Here is a 20,693-nt window from a genome sequence, read left to right on the forward strand (position 1 = left end):
CAAACGCAACGGCTGCACGTGGCTTCATGACTGTCTCCGCTAGATCGCTGTACGGCAAGAGGTCCCCTTGGCAGGCAACCTCTGGCAACCTCTTGCCAAGCGTGGCTTCATCTAACTCATAGGGTAGGACTACTTAGTTCAGGATCGACTCAAAGTGGACATGGTATTTTCCGGAGAGGTTGCAACGCCCCCGCTGGCCATCAGCGCACCAGCGATAGCCGAAAGTAGCGACGCGACTGCCATAAAGGCTGCGATTCCATGCCAGCCGTCAGTTGCATGCAACAGAAAAGTTCCTACTAGTGGAGCAGTTGCGCTACCCAGGATTGTGCCAAGTGTGTAACCGATGGCCATCCCCGAGAATCGGACTGATGCGGGGAAATTGTCGGCATAGAAAGTTGGCATGACACCGTAGTTCGCGGAAAACGGTAAAATCATCAGTACGAAGCCTGCGAGCATTGTGGCGAATTCTCGTGAATCGAGAAGTGAAAACCACACGAATGGCATCAAAACCATCCAAAGCGCCGATATAACAAAAATTCGTTTCTTCCCGACTCGGTCAGATAACCATCCAAAGAACACCATTCCGATAGCGAGTATCGCATATGAAATCATAATTAAAAGGAGCATCGTCCCACGAGTCACATTTAAATGTGAAGCATACGACAACGAAAATACCGAGCCGGTATAGAAGTAGGTCCCTGAGCCAATGTATCCCAGCGCTAAGAGAACGATTGAGCGTTTGTGGTTATGCCAGATCTCAATAAGTGGCGCAGTCTGGTGAGACTCGAGTGCGAATTTCGTCTTTTCGAAGTCCGGGCTCTCGCTCACTCTCGACCGGATTATCATGCCAACGAGCACGAGAACTGCACTGAGAATGAACGGGATGCGCCAACCCCATGAGAGGAAGGAGCTTTCATCAAGGCCCGACAGTGCCAGGAAAACTAGGTTTGCGAGGATCAACCCCAGGGCTGAGCCAGTGTTCACAATTGAACCAAACAGACCACGTTTGTTGAGGCTCGCGTGCTCCACGCTCATTAGAACCGCTCCACTGTATTCCCCTCCAAGGGAGATCCCTTGCAGCAACCGAAGGACAATGAGAAGCACCGGTGCTGCGATACCGACAGACTCGTAGGTCGGGAGTAGCCCGATAAGGAACGTCGACCCACCCATCAGTGTCAGGGTGATAATCAGCGATGGCCGGCGACCTAACTTGTCACCTAAGTGTCCGAAGATCGCTGCGCCGAGTGGGCGAGCGATAAAAGCGACGGCGAATGTCGACATGGAGAGAAGGGAGCTTACTAACGGGTCGAACTTGGGAAAGAAGACCTTTCCAAGTGCAAGGGCGGCGGCTATCCCGTAAACAAAGAATTCGTACCATTCGATAGTGGTTCCTGCGAGACTGGAGAATAGTGCATTAGCCCGCTGGTTCGTGTCTTCTGTAAGCATGGGAATCCTAGGGAAACGCTGGTTCATCAGGCGCGGCGGTCATTGATGATATAACCGAGGAGGTTGTGATGGCCAAACGCGGAGAAATTATGGTGATACAGGACGGCCCGCGGAAGTAGCTGGTGGTCGAGTGAGCCAAGCCGCAGCTCCACGCGCGGGTCGCGCATTAGTTTCATGGTTCAAAGAAATATTTTTTATCGAAAAATAAGAAATAGAGGTTTAAACATGAAGTTGGTGAAACTGTTCAGTCATGTTCGCGCTGGTGAACATGACTGAACATGGCGATTGCGAAAGTCAACTGTTGTCGACCCATTGAGGCAGTCCGTTATATGCCTTAAAGACGCGGGGAGTGAGATCCAAATGCGCCTTAAACCCATCTAAAGTGCTGACAAATTTCTTCGCCACTCAAAATGTGGCAACCTGCTTCGTGTGCCCTGTGGGCGACAGGCTTATTGATCACGGCGTCTCTAGATGAGTCTGTCTCGCAGGATCGGTCGATGAAAAACTGAAGCTCGCCCGTCCGGCGAGCGAAGTTCATCTTGACGTGCCTTAGTGACGGTCCCTCACCTTCAACAGCGTATTTTCGAGTCGGTCAAGGCTCGCGGGCGGCAAAAGATCTAGCGGCGCTCTTCCTCGACCGACATCCACGCCTAGCATTTTCAATCCAGCCTTGACGGCTTTCGTCAAGCCGAGTTCTACTAGGAGAGTTGCAAGAGGGTGAATTTCCGCATGCAACTGCCGCCCTTTTTCCAGGTCGCGGTTGACTGCTACTGCCTCGAACAAGGAGGCGCACTTTTCGGGTATAAGATTGGCCATCCCGGTAGTCCAGCCTGTTACACCCAGACACAGCGCAGAGAACGCATACGGGTCGAATCCCCCTCCCAAAATCTCCATCCGATTACCCAGGCGCTGTTGAAGCAGGGTGATGCGGTTGGTGTCCGTGGTTGCCTCTTTGACTGCTACAACATTTGGGATCTCCGCGCATCGCTCAAGCAATTGCGGCGTGAGGTCTACCAGGGAGGTGAAGGGGTTGTTGTAGAGCATAATCGGAAGCGATGTGGCGCGAGCTACAGACGCAATATGAGCCACTACTTCGTCGTCGGTGAGGCTATAGTAGGTGGGCAGGCTCAGCATTATGCCGTCCGCCTGTCGCTCTTCTGCGTGCTTGACTAGCTGTACTGCGTCGCGTGTAGCTATTGCTGAGGCCCCGATAATGACAGGAACTCGACCGTCTGCGATGTCAATCGCGGACTCTGCGACGCGCTTGCGCTCCTCGAGGCTCAAATATGCAAACTCTCCCGTGCTTCCGAGGGGGATGATCGCATTGACGCCACCGTCGATGATTCTATCCAATAGGTTTTCCAGCGGCTTTAGGGCAATTTCTTCACCTAGGTCATCCATAGGCGTTACTGGGAATGCCAAAACTCCACGAAAAATAGTGGATGCTGCAAAATGCGACATAATTGTCTCCAAATTTAAATGGCGGTTCTAATGAATCAACTCCATATCCTGTGGGTCGCCTTGTTTAACGGCGAAGTGCCGCTTTCCAAGGCGTTCCGGCACTAAGTGTCAGGCAAACACGTCCTTGTAAAGCGCGGTGCTGTTGGTGTTTTCACCTGTCACCGGAAAATTGAATCCGCAGTTTCCACACGGCTGAGCGAGGGTCTCCCGTTCTTGTTCGAGCGGGTACGGGTTGTCCGCTGCACTCCCACAGCAAGGGCACACACGAATCAGACGAGTATTCTTCAACTCGAAATTCGTAACGATATCTTCCATAATCGCGCCCGTTCGGACCGCCCATTCCTTGGCGTGCTTGTGATAAACATTTGCGTGCCAATCGCGCAATGATTCAAAGCTGGTCCAGAAGCTAACCTCGTTGAACCAGGTTGGGTCGTCCGCATGGACCCACCACGTGAGGTGCATGAAACCTGGTACGTCCTTGAGGTGATTTCGGACATCTGCAAACACCATTTTGAACTTTTCGTAGCCGTCCGGACTCGAAAAGCGAACACGCTGCATGCTGAGATAAACGGCCATATCGCGAGGCTCCAAGCTTGGCACTTCAACAGGATTGGCCGTGCAGTCCTTCAGGACGTTCGCCTGTCACTGCACGGTGAACCAGACTATAGAGACGCCAAAAAGCTCTGTAAGATCCAAACTCTCGTGTATATAGGGAGCCAAGTTTCTCCGGTGGAGCGCTGTTCGCGACACAGCGCGAGCGACTTACTTCAGAAGTATTTTTGCGAGTCGCTCGATCCCTTCGGAAATGAGATTTTCCTCCATGGAAGCGTATCCAAGAAGAAGCCCTGCCTTGCGAGGAGCATTTAGGAAATAGGGCCTCACTGGGTAGATGCCAACGCTAACGTCGGCCGCGTCGGCAATCAACTTCGGTACCTCACTAGCGGTGCGGCCGTTAAGCCAAAGTAGAGCATGGATCCCTGCGCTAATTCCCTGAACCGAAACTTGATTGCCAAGGGAACTCTTAATTGCTCGCATGAAAACAGCTCTTTTCCTTCCGCAGAGCTTCTTCTGCTGGACAAGGTATCGGTCGAAGTGACCTTGAGCTATAAAGTCGCTCAAAGACGATTGCAGGAGAAGTGGCGTCTGCCGGTCGCAAACGTGCTTCGCGGTGAGGAAGCTTTTTGTAAGTTGAGGTGGGCTGACTATGTACCCCAAGCGTAAGGATGGGAACAAAACCTTGGACATCGTCCCAATGTATATAACATTCTCGTGAGAATCAGTTCCCTTTATGGCTGGTTGTGAGCGAACGTCGTAACGAAGCTCAGCATCGTAGTCATCCTCAACGACAAAGCAATTGTTTTCGTACGCCCAAGAAAGCAATTCGCGCCGGCGTGACGGAGACATTATTGCGCCGGTTGGAAATTGATGTGATGGGGTGACATAGACCACTCTGCAATGAGCAGTCGGGCCAGGTAACTTTGAGGTTTGTAACCCGTCGCGGTCGACCGGAACAGTGATAATTTTGCCGCCGGCCGCGGAGAATACCTCTCGAGCTCCCTCGAAGTGAGGCTCTTCTAGAATGACCCCATCTTCGGGATCAATTAGAAGACGGGCGACAAGATCCAGTGCCTGTTGTGACCCATTGGTGATGATCACGTCCTCTGGTTTGCAGTAGATCCCGCGAGATCTTCCTAGATACTGGGCGATTTCATCGCGCAATGCGGGATACCCCCCGGAATGTCCGTAACCGAGGATGGACGTGGCGCTTACGGTGGCGCGGTGAGCCACTATCCTTGACCAGCGAGAGAAAGGGAAGTCATTGATGACAGGCAAGCCATAACGAAAGTCATACTTCAACTCGGGCCGTTCCAATATGGGCGAGGGCTCCAAGCTCGTCAGGCGTCTTCCGAACTTCGATAAGATGAGCGGCACTGGGGAGGTGTTAGACGAGGCATCGCTGGCCTTCCTATGTGCTGTACCGTGCAACGATTCGCCCACTACCGAGCCCGCGCCAAAGCGGCTCAATATCAGGCCTTCGTTAGAAAGTTCGCCATATGCGGTCGTGACCGTGTTTCTGGATATCCTCAATTCCTTTGCGAGTTCACGAGTGGGAGGCAGGCGAGTCCCAGGCTGGACCTTTGCGATTTCCGCGCGCAATGCTCGAAGGAGCTGATTGACGAGCAGGCCGTCGCCGTCCAACGTGAACATAATGTTCAACTTCTTGCTGCTTGGGTTCGTCTTCTTCGCCACGGTGACGCCTCACGATCGGACATGTCGCTAGATTGTTCGCTCGCACCGCATGGACGAAAACGTGGGTCCATCTGCCAGGCCGAGCGGTGCGCCGAGCACTATACGCACTTTTTCGTGTGGTCTACGAGTCGACACCACTGCACCCTACAAGAGTTTTGGTTCTCAGCGTGCACGTCCACCACGTCCCCAAGCATCCTAAGTAAGTGCCCCTTGCATGCGGGATGATCGAAGACAGTGTCTAGTTCGACACAGGTGCCGGCGTCAGTGTGTGAGTACTTGGCTCTCTCAGGTTGCACCATCTTGGACCTACTGTCACGGAAATTGGGTGGATAAAGTAAGCGCTAGGTCACACCACGACCATTGTGAATCGCTCAGTGTCGTTGCCACGGTCGAGTGCTTTCTTTTGGTATCTCAGGGGGAGATTGTGTAGCTATGTCGATAAGGACATGATAATGCGGCTTCGATACATGCTTGACGGCTTAATTTCCTCCCTTCGTACTGTATTCGTCGCCTACGGGGAGGCTTTGGTTTGGAAGACCACAGAACTGGTTCTCGAGGGAAGTCCGTTCGCGTCTGATGGTCTGCCGGCTAGCATTCCATCCCGGGCGGCCGAGGATCGTTCCCGGAATTGGTCCTGCGCTAGTATGAATGCCAGCTTCGGGCAAGGACTAAATGGCGAGAGCGCTTCGCGCAGCGTAGCCATATCGAGTTGACGTGGGCCAAAGTGTCCTGCGTCACGATTGCGTGTGTAGAGAGCTTCAAGCAGCACGGCCGGTCGGCTAACATAATTGTCGCCCCCAGTGTGAAACGTTAGAGCTTTGACTGTTGGCGTCTGCATTATCAATTTCACCTACTCCCGCTGGAGGACTGCGACTGCCTGCGCTTCCTCACCGAGCATGGCGTGCTTTGCGTTAGAATGCATCTGTCGAAAGAGAGCCCGCCGGTTGGTAGCCCGGCGGCCGCCAGTGAGGCGGCATCTCACACCCGGAAGGGCACCCGCGACGCCGGGCCTGGCGCAAGCCAGCCGTCTCGGTGTGCCGGCGGGTTGCCTCTATTGTCGGCGCACCTTCTCCATTGAAACAGAAGGAAGACCGACTTATGACACAGAATAGTCAAACGTGGCTGATCACCGGTGGCTCGTCGGGGATAGGCTTTGCACTTGCGAAAGCCGTCTCCGCGCAAGGCCATAAAGTAATCGTCTGTGGACGCGACGAGGCCCGTCTCGAGCTTGCAAGCCGCGAAATTCCCAACCTGATTACACGACGATGCGACATCGCCGAACAAACGAGCCGCCTAGCGTTAGTTGATTGGATAGAGGTGGCTCACCCGGAACTCAATGTGTTGGTCAATAATGCCGGCTTGCAGAATCGGCGCGACCTGCTTGGCGAGAGCTCGGCACACGGGTTGGATGCGGAAATTGCAACAAACCTGACCGCACCGATCGACCTGACGTTGCGGTTGCTGCGGCTACTTCGCCTGCAGCCGGGCGCGACCATCATCAACGTCACTTCTGGTTTGGCGTTTGTGCCGCGCGTTGACTTGCCTGTGTATTGCGCAACAAAGGCGGGGCTGCATTCATTTACGCTGTCACTTCGTCATCAACTTGGACAGAGTGATATGAGGGTGGTCGAAATGGCGCCGCCGATCGTCGCAACCGGACTTGGCCGCCAGACGAGAAGCGAAAGGGGAACCGGTGTGGCGGTCCTCACGCCGGACGAATACGTCGCGCAGGCGTTGGATCAATTCGAGCAGGGGCACGACGAAATCCTTGTCGGCGTTGCGATCGCGTTGCGTCGCGAGGGGGAGGCATTGCTGGGCCGCCTCAATCGCTGACGATTGTAGTTCCATTCCGCACTGGTGCTTAATGCGCGAGCTTCGTTGCTCGGCTATTGGTCGAAGGTGTCCGAGGCAAAGCGGCCGCGTAGTGACATTCTCGACCGCCTGGGTCACTATGTCGTGATGCGTGCTACGGACGTTCCTTTATGTTAATACTGCGTTACCGGATTTATCGCGCAGGTCATTGACTCGGAGCGGCCGTAGCCGCGTTCGAAGCGAAAAGGGTCGCGACGGCGGATGGGAGCAACGCTCAGTGAGTGCAACTCTCGTCCGCGTTTGACGAGAAGCACGCTGCGCCGAGCACCGGGCACGAAGGTCGCGGTTGCAGCGGATGTGTGGCGTTTATACTCATTTCCAGAGTCGGACTAATTGCCTGCCGTCCCAGTGCCTCGCTGCCTCTTCTACCTTGCCGAAGAACTCGTCAAGGAATTCACACTCGCGGTGGATTTCGACTGCGTGGCCGAGAGCCTCGTGCGTGTCATGAAACCGCACTTCGACAGGTCCGAACCGGGCGTGCAGAAAGAGCTCGAAGCCCGCCTCGCTCAGTGCGGCGCTATCCTCTTCCGGCGCCGGGCTGATATAGGCAACGTGGTTGATTACGGGGGCGGCGCCGGGGATGAGGCGGGCGGTCAGCGATTCCGGACCGCTCGCATAAATCTGCTGAAGCTCGATCGCAATCGGCCCCCACTGCCCAAAGGCCGCGGAATGGTCGAAAGTGCATGGCTGGCCGAAATGAGTCACCTCGTCGAAGACCATTCGCTCAATAAGGAAGAACGGGCCTGCGCCCAGTACCCGTGACCAGTGATGAGCCGCCTTTTCGATGTCTGTCACGACGTATGAGAGATGACTTACCGCTCTGTGGGGTAGCAGCATGATGGTCTCCTGATGGGCGATGGTGTCAGGTTGCTCTCTGCGAATCGAATCGGCGCGTGGGAAAGCCGGCGGCGTAGGCCAGTGCCTCTGTCGTCTCCCCAGCCTCGACTCCGACCGACAATGGGTCGAGCCGATCCAGCCGTGGAGTGATAGCTTCGGGGCCGATGCTTTCGATATCTTGCGTCTGCCTCAGAAGCCGTAGCAGGTAGGCCAACGGCAGCGCACCGCGGCCGGGTAATTCGCGGTGGTTGAACGCGTCTTCCCGTAGCCCGTCCGGACTTGCCATCGCACTGCCGTCGACGAGTTGTACGTGTTTGATGGACCCACGCGGAATCTGCCGCAAGAGGTCGAAATCCGCACCACTTCGCATAAAGTGCCACGTATCGAGCATCAGCATGCCGTTCGGCTGGGCGGCATGGTGGACGATGTCCCACGCGTCTTTGAGTGTGGGAAGGCCGCCCGCCAGGATCGGCATCGCCTCGAGATGTACGGAAAGGCCGCGCTCGTGCGCCGCCTCGCAAAAGCGCGCGAAGCAGTCAATTTGCTGGGACCGAGGAAGGGCGTGCTGTTCGAAGCCGGCAATCGCGACGATATTCCTGACCCCTGTGCGTTCGCAAAGGTCGAACGCGTCATCGATGCCGAAGTCGAACGCTGCGGCCATAAAGCCGTTGGGGTCGTGAGCAAAGCGGATGGGTGCCCAGCTTGTCATACCATCCAGAAAGTCCAGATCGAGACCCTGGTCGCGGACGGTCCGCAATAGCGACGCTATACCATCGACGGACATCCCGGCCTTTCTGAATTCGCGCCAAGACAGAGTCAGAGTGTCGAAGCCCCCGGCGGCCGCGGCCGACGCCCGGCTCATGAGCGGGTGGGCCTTGAGATTCAGCTCCCACATGACATAGCGCACCTTTTCCTCCTCCGACGGTCGGTGTAAGGCTCGAGAAGCCAGCCCAACCGTTTGTTGTCTCTCGTGTGTCAGCTCTATATCTGGCCTTGTCGACGAGCTGCAACGAGCAGCGACGAGCGCTACGTCTCGTCGACCGAATGACGGTTGCCTGCGCGTGATGAGAGCGACCTACCGACGGTTGGTGCGCGGAGTCAGCATCGACAGGCAAAAGGATAGGGGGCGTTTGTGTGGCAGTCGAATTGGAAAACGAAATTCGCGCCATTCACGATATCAATATGCCCGGCTCGGTGAGCGGCTGGCCAGGCACTTTGTTGTCCTCGGTGGAGAGCCGCAGGGCCGCAGGGGACTGTAAAATGGGGAGCTCCTCCACGCAGCGTGATGAAGATGTCAGGCGGACACTTCTGGCGCGAACTTTGGAGTGCTCCTGTTAGGACGCCGCGGGTGGCGATTATGCCGGCTTTGCGTGAGAGACCGGAGCTTTTCGTGGGCTCACGCCCGCCGGGGGAGCTGTACGTCCGAGTCTTGTGCGCCGAATAGTGCCGCGATCCGGTTGCGTAACCATCGGTTGGCGGGGTGGTGATGAAAGCGCTCGTGCCAGTGCTGCGTGATCTCGAATGAAGGCAGCGAAATAGGCAACTCGAGGATCTGAAGTGGGGCGATTACGGCAAACGCTGTCGCGAGACGCTGCGGGAGTACGGCCAAGTTGTCACTTTCGGCGATCAGCGTCCACAATCCCAGGCAATGCGCAATGCGAGCGGTAGTCGCCCGCTGCACCCCGTGTTCCTGGAACACGGTATCTATCGACGCCTCGATCGAGGCATGTCCGCTTCCCGCGGGCAGGTAGAAGATATGACGCTCTTCGAGAAACTGCTCAAGCGTCAGCCGCCCTGATACTCGAGGATGGCCTGCTCGCGCGAGGCATACGAACGTTTCCGTAAACAAACGCTGGCGGTGGAACGGACCTTCAAATTCCTGGAAATAGCCCAACGCAAGATCCACGTCGCCCGTTTCCATTGCCGCCTCGCGCAACCGAAGCGGCGGCACTTGGTCCGTGTGGATCTGGACAAGTGGCGCTTCCTCTGCGATGTGGCGCAGCAGGCGGGGAAGAAGCAGGAACTGGCCTACGTCGGTCATGAAGAGCGTGAACGTGCGCTCGGCATGTGCAGGATCGAAACCGAGCTTGTGCTCGAGCGTTCCGCGAATCCGCGCGAGGCTCTCTCCGATTGGCCCGGCGACCTCTTCCGCCCACGCCGTCGGCATCATGCCTTCGGAGGTCCGCACGAAGAGCGGATCGCCCATCGCATCGCGCAGGCGATTGAGTGCATTGCTTACCGTGGATTGAGTCAATCCCAAATTCAACGCTGCGATAGTTACGCTGCGTGTCTTCAAGATCGCGTCAAAAACCTTTAGCAGGTTCAGGTCGATACGGTTTGGGTTCATCTGCGTGGCACTGAAGCGCTTTGGATTTGCATCGTAACCCTCGATGTTATGTAACCACGCTGGTCCGGTCGATTGGTAAAAGCCCATCCCTCGTTGCGTCCGTATTGTTTGCTGCAGCGCATCGAATTTCCGTCTGATGGGCCGTCATCCGAAGCGCCATCAGACTTCACCATCGTCAGAGGTTGCACGACTGGCGCGTGCCTTGATGGACGGATTCGGTTCGCCGTGGAGAGGCTAGGGTGCCGATACGAACGTTTGTGGAGACGCGGCGAGGACGCTCAGGCGACTCGGGCCGGCCTGTCAGGGCACGCTGACATTGCGTAGAAGCAGTCGACGTTGGGCCTGTCGAAGACTCGACAGCAGAATGGTCACCTGCACGGTCGATTGGCAATGATACCGCCTCTCGGGATGCCATTGACGACGGAAATACTCCGAATTTCGATTTCCAATTCGACTGCGGGGGCCGGTGTTCGTACCCTGTTGCATGTCGTAGCTGCCGTCCGATATTCCCATGATCAGACAAGGCGGGAATCAGTTAAAAAGTGGGGGAGACGTTTATGACCTTTAAGGTGACATTGAGTCCAAGTGGCCACGCATTCGACGTGGAAGACGGCCGCAGTATTCTAACGGCAGGCCTCACCGCGGGCTATTCGCTGGCGTATAGCTGCAGGGCGGGTATGTGCCGGACCTGCAAGTGTAAAGTGGTCCAGGGCGAAGTCGACAATGGCGAAGTGCTGCGGACCTACCTTTCCGATAGCGAAAGACGCGAAGGCTACACTTTGATTTGCCAGGCGCGCGCGCGTTCGGACCTCGTAATCGAGGCGCAGGAACTGAGTGGGCTCGCCGGGATCCGCGCACGAGTTACGCCGAGCCGAGTCGCCAAGCTCGAGCGTTTGGCCTCAGACGTGATGCTGTTGCGTGTGCGCCTGCCCATGAACGAGAACTTGCGCTTCGTCGCGGGCCAGTATGTGGACTTTCTGCTGGCAGATGGCGCACGCCGGACCTATTCCATCGCGAACGTACCACTCGCCGAAGGTATCACGGAACTTGAGTTCCACTTGCGCCACATGCCGGGTGGCCATTTCACTGATCGCGTTTTCTCGACGATGAAGGTGCGAGACCTGCTTACACTTGAAGGTCCGCTGGGTACGTTTTTTGTGCGAGAGGATAGTGAAAAGCCGCTGATTTTCATCGCCGGTGGGACGGGCTTTGCTCCCATCAAGTCGATGCTTCTTGACATATTTTCACGACGTATTCACGAGACACGGCCCATTCACTTCTATTGGGGAGCCCGGACAAGGGAGGGGCTGTACCTGCTCGACCTTGTCAATCAGTGGGCCGGACAGTACCCGAACTTTACATTTGTGCCGGTCGTTTCGGATCCGACGTCAGAGTGCAACTGGAGCGGTCGAACGGGCAACGTTCATCAGGCCGTGCTGGAGGATCACGCTGACCTTGCAGGGCGGGAAGTGTATGTGTGTGGCGCACCGGGGCTCGTCGAAGCCGCGAAGCGCGACTTCATCTCCTCGCGCCACCTTGCACCTCAAGACTTTTTCGCAGACGAATTTCTGCCAGCTTCGGCTCTGCGCGCTAAAACCACAACTTGGGAGGAGTCACCCCTATGAGCCATATTCTTGAACTGACTGACGTTGCGATTGCGGAGCCAGCAAACGGGGCATCGATCGTCAAACCGTACGTCATGTCGCATGGCACCCTTCCGTGCCGAGACCTCGCGGAGACGCGCAAATTCTATGAGGAATTTCTCGGCTTGGAGTGCGTGCAGCATGGCATTACGTCGATGGTGTTTCGTTGTGGATTGAAGTTTCATGTCGTCTGCGTGCTGGTCGGCGAACACTGCCCGCCGTGCAATGTACATAACCATTGGGGACTAGATGTTACGTCTGAAGCGGAAGTCGACGCGGCGTATGACGCAGCGATTCGTTTGAAGGATGTCTACGGACTTCAACAGATCCAGCAACCAGAGCATCGCCACGGCGTCTACTCCTTCTATATGGAGGATATCAACGGCAGTTGGTGGGAAGTCCAGTATTACCCGGGATTTCAGAATGACGACATGTTCGATTTCGGCGACCGCTTCATGCCGGACGGCAGTCCAATAACCGGTTCGCTCGAGGCATCGGGGAGGGGCGCAGCATGACATTCGCTCTCGCATCGATTGCACACGAGGGCCGCGTCAGCGCGGCGATCAGGGTGGGCGACAAGTTCTGGAGCCTGCCGCAAGCCGTGAGGCGCCTTGGTATAGCGGAGCTTCCGCATCGGTTGGTCGACATATTCGTACAGTGGCACGAGTATCGCGACACCATCATGTACGTTGCGGAGGCGATCACTGCAGGCAGATTGCAGGACCTGGCGCTAGGCGAGCACGACGTGGAGCTTGCGCTGCCGCTCGAGTACCCACGCAAGGTGTTCTGCGTCGGCGCGAACTATGCCGATCATCTCGCGGAAATGAAAGCCAATGTGGAGAAGGTCGAGGGCCGAGCGCCGTTCTTCTTTATTAAGCCGGCCTCAAGTGCCCTTTCGGGCCCGGGTCGTTCGGTTCATATTCCCTCCGGCTGCATGGACTTCGACTGGGAAGCGGAGATGGTGGTTGTGTTTGGGCGCGGCGGACGCAACATTCGCCCGGAGGATGCGCTCGACTACGTCGCCGGATACACGCTTGGAGTCGACTTCACGGCGCGCGACCAGTTCCTCGCTCCTCACCTCCCGTTCAACTTCGACTTTTCGCTTGGTAAGTGTCAGGACAGGGGGACACCGATCGGACCGACTATCGTGCCAAAGGAGTTCATCGACGGAGAGAACCTCGATTTTCGCCTGTCGGTCAACGGTGTGCAAAAGCAGCACGGCAACACATCAAAGATGATTTATTCGTTGGCTGAACAGATTGCGGGCGTCAGCAGAGCTGTTTGCATCGAACCGGGAGACATCATGTTTACTGGGTCCCCCGCGGGCGTTGGTGCTGCTCGTGGAGAGTCGCTCAAGGTAGGCGACGAGGTAGTGGTCGAAGCCGAAACGATTGGCAGACTCGAAGTGGTTATCCAGGCGCCGCTCCCCGGCGCGTGACGCGGGTCTCCGGCGACTCATCCGAACGTGGATCGGTAGGACGGGGGCGGGCATTCGAGGAGTTACAGCTGGATCAGTTATATAGGATTACTTATGTCAGAAGAGATGTACGATACCGACCCGCAGGAAACGCGTGAATGGCTCGATGCCCTGCAGGCAGTAGTTGACTGCTGTGGCGGAGAGCGCGGCTCCTTTCTGCTGCAAAGGCTCCAAAGCCTGGCAAGGCGGCTCGGCGTTGCGCCACATTCGCTGCCCGTCACCGAATATCGCAACACGATTGGGCTCGACCAGCAGGGACCATATCCCGGCGATCTGGCGCTGGAAGAACGCATCACGGCAATAATGCGCTGGAATGCGCTCGCGATGGTGGTGCGGGCAAACCACGCCTACGGCGACCTCGGTGGGCATATTGCCAGTTACGCGTCAGCTGCCGAGATCTTCGAAACTGGCTTCAATCACTTCTTCCGTGCTGCCGACGGGCAGCACGGTGGTGATCTTGTCTACTTCCAGCCGCACTCGGCGCCGGGCATTTATGCGCGTGCGTTCCTGGAGGGGCGACTGAGCGAGGCGCAGCTTGCCAACTTTCGCCAGGAGATTGCCGGTAACGGGCTGTGCTCGTATCCGCACCCATGGCTTATGCCGGACTTCTGGCAGTTCCCCACTGGTTCAATGGGGATTGGTCCTATCAGCGCGATTTATCAGGCGCGTTTCATGCGTTACCTCGAAGACCGTGGTCTTGCTGACACGGCGGGGCGCCACGTATGGGGGGTATTTGGCGATGGCGAGATGGACGAGCCGGAGTCAATCACGGCACTTACGCTCGCCTCGCGTGAAAAGCTCGACAACGTTACCTTCGTCGTCAACTGCAATCTCCAGCGTCTCGACGGTCCCGTACGCGGCAATGGGCAGATCGTGCAGGAGCTGGAAGCGCTCTTTGCCGGCGCGGGGTGGAACGTCATCAAAGTGCTTTGGGGATCTGAATGGGACGGCCTGTTCGCACGGGATGCCACGCACGCGCTGCTGCGCCGTCTGGGCGTGACAGTCGATGGCGAGTTTCAGACGCTGGGCGCGAAGGATGGGGCGTACAACCTCCTCCATTTCTTCCAGGAGGATCCAGAACTGGCGGCGCTGGTATCGCATATGTCCGATGGTCAAATCGACGCGCTCAGGCGCGGCGGCCACGACATGCACAAGCTCTGCGCCGCTTTCTCAGCGGCAAAGGCACATAAGGGGCGGCCGACAGTCATCCTCGCCAAGACGAAGAAGGGGTTCGGCATGGGCGGCGCGGGCGAGTCGCGCATGACGGCGCATCAGGCGAAGAAGCTCGATGTGGATGCGCTCAAGGCGTTTCGCGAGCGCTTCGACCTGCCGCTGAGTGACGAGGATCTCGAAGCGCTCAGGTTCTATCATCCGGGTAACGACAGCGCGGAGGTCCGCTATCTGCGCGCGCGCCGGGAAGCGCTGGGCGGATATCTGCCTGCGCGGCGCCGGTCGGCGGAGCCCCTCGCCGTACCGGCGGCGCCGGACTATGCGCAGTTCGCACTGCAGGCAGACAATAAGGAGATGTCCACGACCACGGCAGCGGTGCGCCTGTTCAGCCAGCTCATCAAAGACCCGACCCTCGGCCCGCGCATTGTTCCCATCGTTGCTGACGAAGCACGGACCTTCGGCATGGCGAACCTGTTCAGGCAGGTAGGGATCTATGCGCCGTCGGGTCAGCTTTATGAGCCGGAGGATGCGGGTTCTATGCTCTGGTACCGCGAGGCGAAGAACGGTCAACTGCTCGAAGAGGGAATCACGGAGGCCGGCGCCATGTCCTCCTGGACGGCCGCAGCTACGGCTTATAGCGTGCACGGCGTACCGATGTTGCCCTTCTACATCTACTACTCGATGTTCGGTTTCCAGCGGGTCGGTGACCTGATCTGGGCCGCCGCAGACCAGCGGGCACGTGGCTTCCTCATTGGAGCTACAGCCGGGCGTACGACGCTTGGTGGCGAGGGGCTCCAGCATCAGGACGGCACGAGTCATGTGATTGCCGCCACCGTACCGAACTGCCGGGCGTACGATCCCGCCTTTGCCGGTGAGCTCGCTGTAATCGTCGACTATGGCGCGCGCCAGATGCTCGAGCGGCAAGAGGACGTCTTTTACTACCTGACGGTGACCAATGAGAACTACGCACAGCCGTCGCTGCCCGCCGGCGTTGAGGACGACGTGGTCAGGGGCATGTATCGCTTTGACACCTACGAAGTGGAAGGCGCTGGGAGCAGGGTCCGTCTGCTGGGCTCGGGCGCAATTCTGCGCGAGGTAATCGCGGCGGCCGACCTGCTGAAGAACGACTGGGGTGTTTCCAGCGAGATCTGGAGCGTCACGAGCTTTAGCGAACTCGCGCGTGAGGCAAGGGATGTGGAGCGCTGGAACCGTCTTCATCCACTTGCAGAAAGCCGCAGCAGCCACGTGGAGCGTTGTCTGGCACGCGCGGAGCCAGTGGTGGCCGCGAGCGACTACGTACGTTCCTATGCGCAGCTGATTGCGCCCTACGTAGCAGGTCGATTCACAGCACTTGGGACGGACGGGTTCGGGCGTAGCGACACGCGTAGCGAGTTGCGACGCTTTTTCGAAGTTGACCGGCATCACGTCGTACTCGCGGCGCTGTCTGCACTCGTGCGTGACGGAGAAATGTCGCGCGACGTTGTAATGGCGGCAATTGAGCGTTACGGAATCCCGGTTGATACTCCGGCCTCCTGGGCTGCTTAAAGCGTCGACGGAACGGACGTGCCGTAGGCCGGGCGTCCGGACCCGTCGTCCGTGCTGAAGGCCGGATTAAGAGTATCCAAAATCGCAAACCAGAAAGGAAATTCGCGTCGATGGAGGAACGACCGCGTGATGATCGACCAGCGATTCGTCGGTCGGTTCAGATGGCTGCTGGCGTAAGGGAGTGTGAAAGCCAGCGGTTATCGACGAAGAGTGACAGGTAGTCCAATAGAAAAATTACAAATGCTCTGTTAGATGGGGTGAGCCAAACCTGAGAGGAATCAGAGCGGGTCAACCCTACGGAAAAATATTGGAGACAAAATGGAAAGGTCGTTCGGTAAAGGTGCGGTAGCTTCCGTATTGTTTAGTATTGCTAATGTTAGTTTTGCAAGCACAGGTATCTATGCAACTGGATACGGTACGCAGGAACAAGGGATGGGGGGCGCTGGTATCGCGGTAGGCGAGTCTGCCCTCGCGCCTGCCGAGAACCCAGCGGGGATTGCATTCTCCGGCGACCGTCTAGACGTCGGAGGCGGTCTATTCGTCATTCGCGCTGGCGCACAGCAGGATGGCACCTCCTACGACGCCAAGACAGGTCTAACTCCCATGCCGGAGTTCGGCTACGTCAAGACGCTATCTCCTCAGTTCGTTTTTGGGGTCGCCTCGTGGTCGTCAGGGGCATCCATGAGCTACGGCTTCCCTTATGGTGGTATCCCCGGAAATACGAATACGTATTCACAAGGTGTCTTTATGCACCTGGCACCGACGATTGCGTATCGCTTCGGGCCGCAGGAAAACAACGCGATTGCGATATCCGCCGTCGGTGCGCTTTCCACAATCAAGGTGAACGGCGTCGAGGCGCAGACCGGATTGCCGAACGAAGGCAGACAGTGGAAACCGGGTTATGGCTTCAAGGTTGGCTGGATGAGCAAGCTGACCTCACAGTTCTCCATTGGCGCATTTTACGCCTCGAAGATTTACTACCAACCGTGGTCCGCCTACAGCCACATTTTCCCGGACGGCGGCCGTATGGAGGAACCGGAGCAATATGGCGTGGGGATCGCATTTAGGCCGACCGCAAGTTGGCTTCTTGCATTCGATTGGGTTCGGTTCAACTATGGAAACACACACCTGCTGGGGAACCCGCTGAACTTCTCGGTGCCGCTAGGAGATATCAACGGTTCGGGATTTGGATTCGGAAATATCAATGCCTATCGGTTTGGCGTGCAATACGCCGTGAACGATCGACTTACGCTTCGTGCGGGCTTTGAATTGACCAACCAGTTGCTTACGTCACCCAATACCGCTTTCACGTTTCTCGTCCCCGCGACTTTGAACCGAACGTACACCGTCGGCGCGACGTATCGCGTAGGAAAGCAGTCAGAGCTGTCATTCGCCTACGCGCTTTCCCCGCGTGTTCAGGTTAACGGAACTGGGGCGAGTGCTGGGACTAATCCCTACGCGCAAAATAATTTCGTCGCGGTTACTTATACAAAAAAATTCTGAATCTCATTGGTGTATCGGACATCAACGTGAGTCATGGTCGAAACCCAAAAGCCATGCGGCCGGCGGCGACCTTACGGTCGCCGCCGGAGAGTCATTAGGGCGATCGCAATCTAAACTCGTGCCCAGATCTGGGCCTTGGTTCACCAGGCTACGGTCACGAGATGCTTTAGCCGGACATCCTGCATCGCCTTTACATTTCCGAGCTTGGCCCCGCTGCGCGCCACATCACCCCTCAGGCGCATCGATATACCCACCCCATTCGAAACGAGATTGCAAACTCTGCGCTTAGCGCCAAGAGGCACGCTGCGCTTCCGCTCCATGATATCTAGGACCTGAAGTCGCGCGTGCTGGCGGGACAAAGTTCTCGGCCCGCGGTTCCGCACTTGCGTACGCAGCGTGAGGGAAACACCACATACAAAGACGGAGCGTTTTCGCGCGCTTATCGATATGTCATCGAGCAGCGCGCACGATGTGGTTCTATTCTCCGAAAAGCTGCAAAAAAACCTCTCGCAGCCAGATTCCCGCGGGGTCGCTATGAAAGCGCCGGTGCCACACCATGGAGACGCCGAAACTCGGAAAGCGCACGGGTGGGACGATAAGCTGAAGGCCGACGCGCTCCGATATGAGTGTGGCAAGGTTGCTTGGAACGACTGCCACGAGGTCGCTGTCCGCGACGATCGGCCCGACACTCAAGAAACTACCGACTCGCATTGTGACGGCAGCTCGGACCCTCGTTCCCGTCAGAACTTTCTCCACCGCTGTCGCATGACGGGTGCCCGGCGGACAGCCGACGACATGCGGTAGCACCCGTAGTTGGCTAACGCGTAGGTGACCATCGACACTAGGATGGCCGACACGCGCGATATAGACATACTTCTCCACAAACAGCTGCTTCTCATGCACCTGTTTGCCCAGGCCAGGCATAAAGCCGACCGCGAGGTCGATTTCGCCTGAGTCCAACCCAGCGAGTAATTCCTCGCGCGATACCGACACTGTGTTGATACTTACGTATGGCGCATGGTCCGCAGTCCATGCAGCAAGTCGAGGCAGGAAATAGCGTTCGCCGATGTCGCTTAAGGCGACGCGAAAGCTGCGGGTGTCCGTGGCCGGTGAGAACTTGGGCTTCTCGATTGTTCTACGAATGATTTCCAGTGCGGTAGATACGGGCCCAGCCAGGGTCTTGGCGAACGCTGTAGGCTCCACCCCTCTTCGCTGCCGCACGAACAGTTCGTCTCCGTAGGTTTCCCGCAGACGGCCGAGGCCGCGGCTAACGGCCGGCTGCGAAAGACCCAGCCGCTCGCCGGTGGCTGTCAGGTTGCGGGTCTGCCAGATGCACTCGAAGAGTTCGAGTAGGTTGAGGTCCAGGTGGGACAAAGGTTTTCCCGTGGCATTACCCAGTCGCATATCATAATTCCAGTATTTTCATTTCACAGATGTCACGCACGAACCTACAGTTTGCACATTCCCGAACGAAATTGTTCTCTGAAGGCTAACACGTGATCGATCTCCACGATATTCGCTACGTCCGGCTCGGCACGCGAGACCTCGCTGCCGCCGACCAGTACGCACTCGAAATCCTTGGCCTTGAGCTTGCGCGAACCGAGGCAGGCGCTCACTACTTTCGGAGCGATGACCGCGATCACACGCTTGTGTATTTCGAGGGCGATCCGCAGGACCATGTGGTGGGCTTCGAACTGCGCACGGCGGACGAGCTCGACGAGGCAGCGTCCCATCTGAGTAACACAGGCATCGACGTGCGCGCGGGAACCGCAGAGGAATGTGAGCAGCGCCATGTGGAAGCTTTCGTCAACTTCCTCGACCCGAGCGGCAACAGTATCGACCTGACGGTGCGACCCCACCACAGCGGGCGCCGCCACTTTCCTTCGCGCGATGCGGGCATCACCGGATTCAGTCACGTCGGACTGTGCACCACCAATGCCTCACGGGATGAAAAGTTCTGGACTGAAATTCTCGGTGCACGCGTGAGTGACCGGATCGGTGACGCGCCGCTGCTACGAATCGACGAAATTCACCACAAGGTGGCGCTGTTTCCGGCTATGCGACACGGCGTTCAGCACATCAACCACCAAGTTGCGACCATCGATGACGTGATGCGAGCCTGGTACCTGCTGCAGAGCCGCGGCGTACGCATTGTCTTCGGTCCTGGCAGGCATCCGACATCTGGCGCGGTCTTCCTGTACTTCGAAGGGCCGGACGGCATGGTGTACGAGTACTCTACCGGCGTTCGCCATATCACGGCCGCCGATGAGCCGATTTATCAGCCGCGCCAATTTCCGAGGGTCAAGAGCTCCTACTGCATGTGGGGCTCAGTACCGGACATCGCCGAGTTCAGGACGTCGTGATGGACATTCAACGCGAGCTGCGAGTGGCAGCACGTGCGCTCGCCCGCCATGGGCTTGTGCATGCCTATGGGCACGTCAGCTTACGCCTGGATGCCGAGAACTTCATCGTTTGCGCCGCCAGGCCGATGGCGCTGATCGGCGCCGGCGAAGCGGGGACGGTGGTTCCGGTGACGGGCGCGCTCCCGGAGGGCGTCCTCGGTGAGGTGAGGATCCACCAGCAGATCTACGCACGCCGCCCCGATGTGCAGGCGGTGGCCCGCAGCATGCCGCCTGCGCTGATGGCGCTTGGCACGGCACGTCGAACCCCGCGGCCCCGTCACGGTTTTGGTTCCTACTTCGGCCGCGGCGCGGCGTTGTGGGACGACCCACAGTTACTGCGTGACGATGCAGCCGCGCGCGCGCTGGCCGAGACACTTGGTGACGGCGCGGCTATTGTCATGCGCGGCAACGGGGCGGTGATTGCGGCCGATTCGCTGATAAAGGCCGTCGTGCTCACCTGGTACCTCGAGGATGCTGCGCGGCTAGAGCTCGCGGTCCTCGGCGCCGGCCTCGAGCACGAGTCTGTCGTTCTCGACGAAGCCGAATGCGGCCGCCGAGCGACTTCCGCTGGCCTGATCTTTGAACGCATGTGGGACCACCTGACTGTGGGAGACCCGGAGCGTTAGTGTCTCGGGTTCGCGACTAGATTCTGTTCACTGCTGCAACGTGCACGACGCACTCTCGAGAATTTCGGTGCTGGGGGGAAACCAAGTGCTCAGTAGCCCGCCACAGGATTGTGG

Annotated in this window: 16 protein-coding genes; 8 read left to right on the forward strand and 8 right to left on the reverse strand. The window is 57.6% G+C overall.

The genetic code is table 11. From position 1 onward, the window contains the following. Nucleotides 1–138: 138 nt before the first annotated feature. The 4 genes from AC3AP7_RS06535 to pdxR all read right to left on the reverse strand — a co-directional run bounded on the left by AC3AP7_RS06535 (nt 139) and on the right by pdxR (nt 5,157). Complete coding sequence (locus AC3AP7_RS06535) at nt 139–1,446, reverse strand: MFS transporter (protein ID WP_475764479.1); 1,308 nt, start codon at nt 1,444–1,446, stop codon at nt 139–141. Nucleotides 1,447–1,995: 549 nt separating this feature from the next. Beyond that, nucleotides 1,996–2,907: a dihydrodipicolinate synthase family protein gene (locus AC3AP7_RS06540; RefSeq protein WP_475764478.1), complete on the reverse strand. Its 912-nt coding sequence runs from the start codon at nt 2,905–2,907 to the stop codon at nt 1,996–1,998. A gap of 108 nt (nt 2,908–3,015) precedes the next feature. Then, nucleotides 3,016–3,483 carry an antibiotic biosynthesis monooxygenase family protein gene (locus tag AC3AP7_RS06545; RefSeq protein WP_475764477.1) on the reverse strand — a complete coding sequence of 156 codons (468 nt, stop codon included), beginning with the start codon at nt 3,481–3,483 and terminating at the stop codon, nt 3,016–3,018. Nucleotides 3,484–3,669: 186 nt separating this feature from the next. Beyond that, nucleotides 3,670–5,157, reverse strand: coding sequence for a MocR-like pyridoxine biosynthesis transcription factor PdxR (gene pdxR / locus AC3AP7_RS06550; RefSeq protein ID WP_475764476.1), 1,488 nt, complete (start codon nt 5,155–5,157; stop codon nt 3,670–3,672). Between the two features lie 1,098 nt (nt 5,158–6,255). Between pdxR and AC3AP7_RS06555 the strand changes: the two genes are divergently transcribed. Beyond that, on the forward strand, nt 6,256–6,990 hold the full coding sequence (locus AC3AP7_RS06555; RefSeq protein WP_475764475.1) for an SDR family oxidoreductase: 735 nt from the start codon (nt 6,256–6,258) through the stop codon (nt 6,988–6,990). A gap of 351 nt (nt 6,991–7,341) precedes the next feature. On the opposite strand, the gene AC3AP7_RS06560 is transcribed toward AC3AP7_RS06555, so the two are convergent. The 3 genes from AC3AP7_RS06560 to AC3AP7_RS06570 form a co-directional block, all read right to left on the reverse strand. Continuing rightward, nucleotides 7,342–7,866 (reverse strand): VOC family protein, encoded by a 525-nt coding sequence (locus tag AC3AP7_RS06560; protein ID WP_475764474.1) that lies wholly within the window; start codon nt 7,864–7,866, stop codon nt 7,342–7,344. A gap of 25 nt (nt 7,867–7,891) precedes the next feature. Next, nucleotides 7,892–8,761, reverse strand: a complete 870-nt coding sequence (locus AC3AP7_RS06565) for a sugar phosphate isomerase/epimerase family protein (RefSeq protein ID WP_475764473.1) — start codon at nt 8,759–8,761, stop codon at nt 7,892–7,894. A gap of 501 nt (nt 8,762–9,262) precedes the next feature. Further along, complete coding sequence (locus tag AC3AP7_RS06570) at nt 9,263–10,300, reverse strand: LysR family transcriptional regulator (RefSeq protein ID WP_475764472.1); 1,038 nt, start codon at nt 10,298–10,300, stop codon at nt 9,263–9,265. A 470-nt stretch (nt 10,301–10,770) separates the two neighbouring features. Between AC3AP7_RS06570 and AC3AP7_RS06575 the strand changes: the two genes are divergently transcribed. From AC3AP7_RS06575 to AC3AP7_RS06595, 5 genes are all read left to right on the forward strand, one after another. Next, entirely contained in the window at nt 10,771–11,838 is a 1,068-nt protein-coding gene (locus tag AC3AP7_RS06575; protein WP_475764471.1) for a CDP-6-deoxy-delta-3,4-glucoseen reductase, read from the forward strand. Further along, nucleotides 11,835–12,371 (forward strand): VOC family protein, encoded by a 537-nt coding sequence (locus AC3AP7_RS06580; protein WP_475764470.1) that lies wholly within the window; start codon nt 11,835–11,837, stop codon nt 12,369–12,371. Before AC3AP7_RS06575 ends, AC3AP7_RS06580 begins: the two co-directional genes overlap by 4 nt. Then, nucleotides 12,368–13,294 carry a fumarylacetoacetate hydrolase family protein gene (locus AC3AP7_RS06585; protein ID WP_475764469.1) on the forward strand — a complete coding sequence of 309 codons (927 nt, stop codon included), beginning with the start codon at nt 12,368–12,370 and terminating at the stop codon, nt 13,292–13,294. The genes AC3AP7_RS06580 and AC3AP7_RS06585 overlap by 4 nt, the downstream gene beginning before the upstream one ends. Nucleotides 13,295–13,387: 93 nt before the next feature. Next, complete coding sequence (gene mdeB, locus AC3AP7_RS06590; protein WP_475764468.1) at nt 13,388–16,048, forward strand: alpha-ketoglutarate dehydrogenase; 2,661 nt, start codon at nt 13,388–13,390, stop codon at nt 16,046–16,048. Nucleotides 16,049–16,366: 318 nt separating this feature from the next. Next, entirely contained in the window at nt 16,367–17,551 is a 1,185-nt protein-coding gene (locus AC3AP7_RS06595) for an OmpP1/FadL family transporter (RefSeq protein WP_475764467.1), read from the forward strand. A 477-nt stretch (nt 17,552–18,028) separates the two neighbouring features. Here the strand turns inward: AC3AP7_RS06595 and AC3AP7_RS06600 are convergent, their stop codons facing one another. Next, nucleotides 18,029–18,955 (reverse strand): LysR family transcriptional regulator, encoded by a 927-nt coding sequence (locus AC3AP7_RS06600; RefSeq protein WP_475764466.1) that lies wholly within the window; start codon nt 18,953–18,955, stop codon nt 18,029–18,031. A 92-nt stretch (nt 18,956–19,047) separates the two neighbouring features. Between AC3AP7_RS06600 and AC3AP7_RS06605 the strand changes: the two genes are divergently transcribed. Together AC3AP7_RS06605 and AC3AP7_RS06610 are read left to right on the forward strand one after the other, a co-directional pair. Next, complete coding sequence (locus AC3AP7_RS06605; RefSeq protein ID WP_475764465.1) at nt 19,048–19,914, forward strand: VOC family protein; 867 nt, start codon at nt 19,048–19,050, stop codon at nt 19,912–19,914. Continuing rightward, nucleotides 19,914–20,579 (forward strand): class II aldolase/adducin family protein, encoded by a 666-nt coding sequence (locus AC3AP7_RS06610; protein WP_475764464.1) that lies wholly within the window; start codon nt 19,914–19,916, stop codon nt 20,577–20,579. The genes AC3AP7_RS06605 and AC3AP7_RS06610 overlap by 1 nt, the downstream gene beginning before the upstream one ends. The last annotated feature ends 114 nt before the right edge of the window (nt 20,580–20,693 follow it).

The sequence above is a fragment of the Paraburkholderia sp. PAMB 6770 genome, from assembly GCF_057748135.1.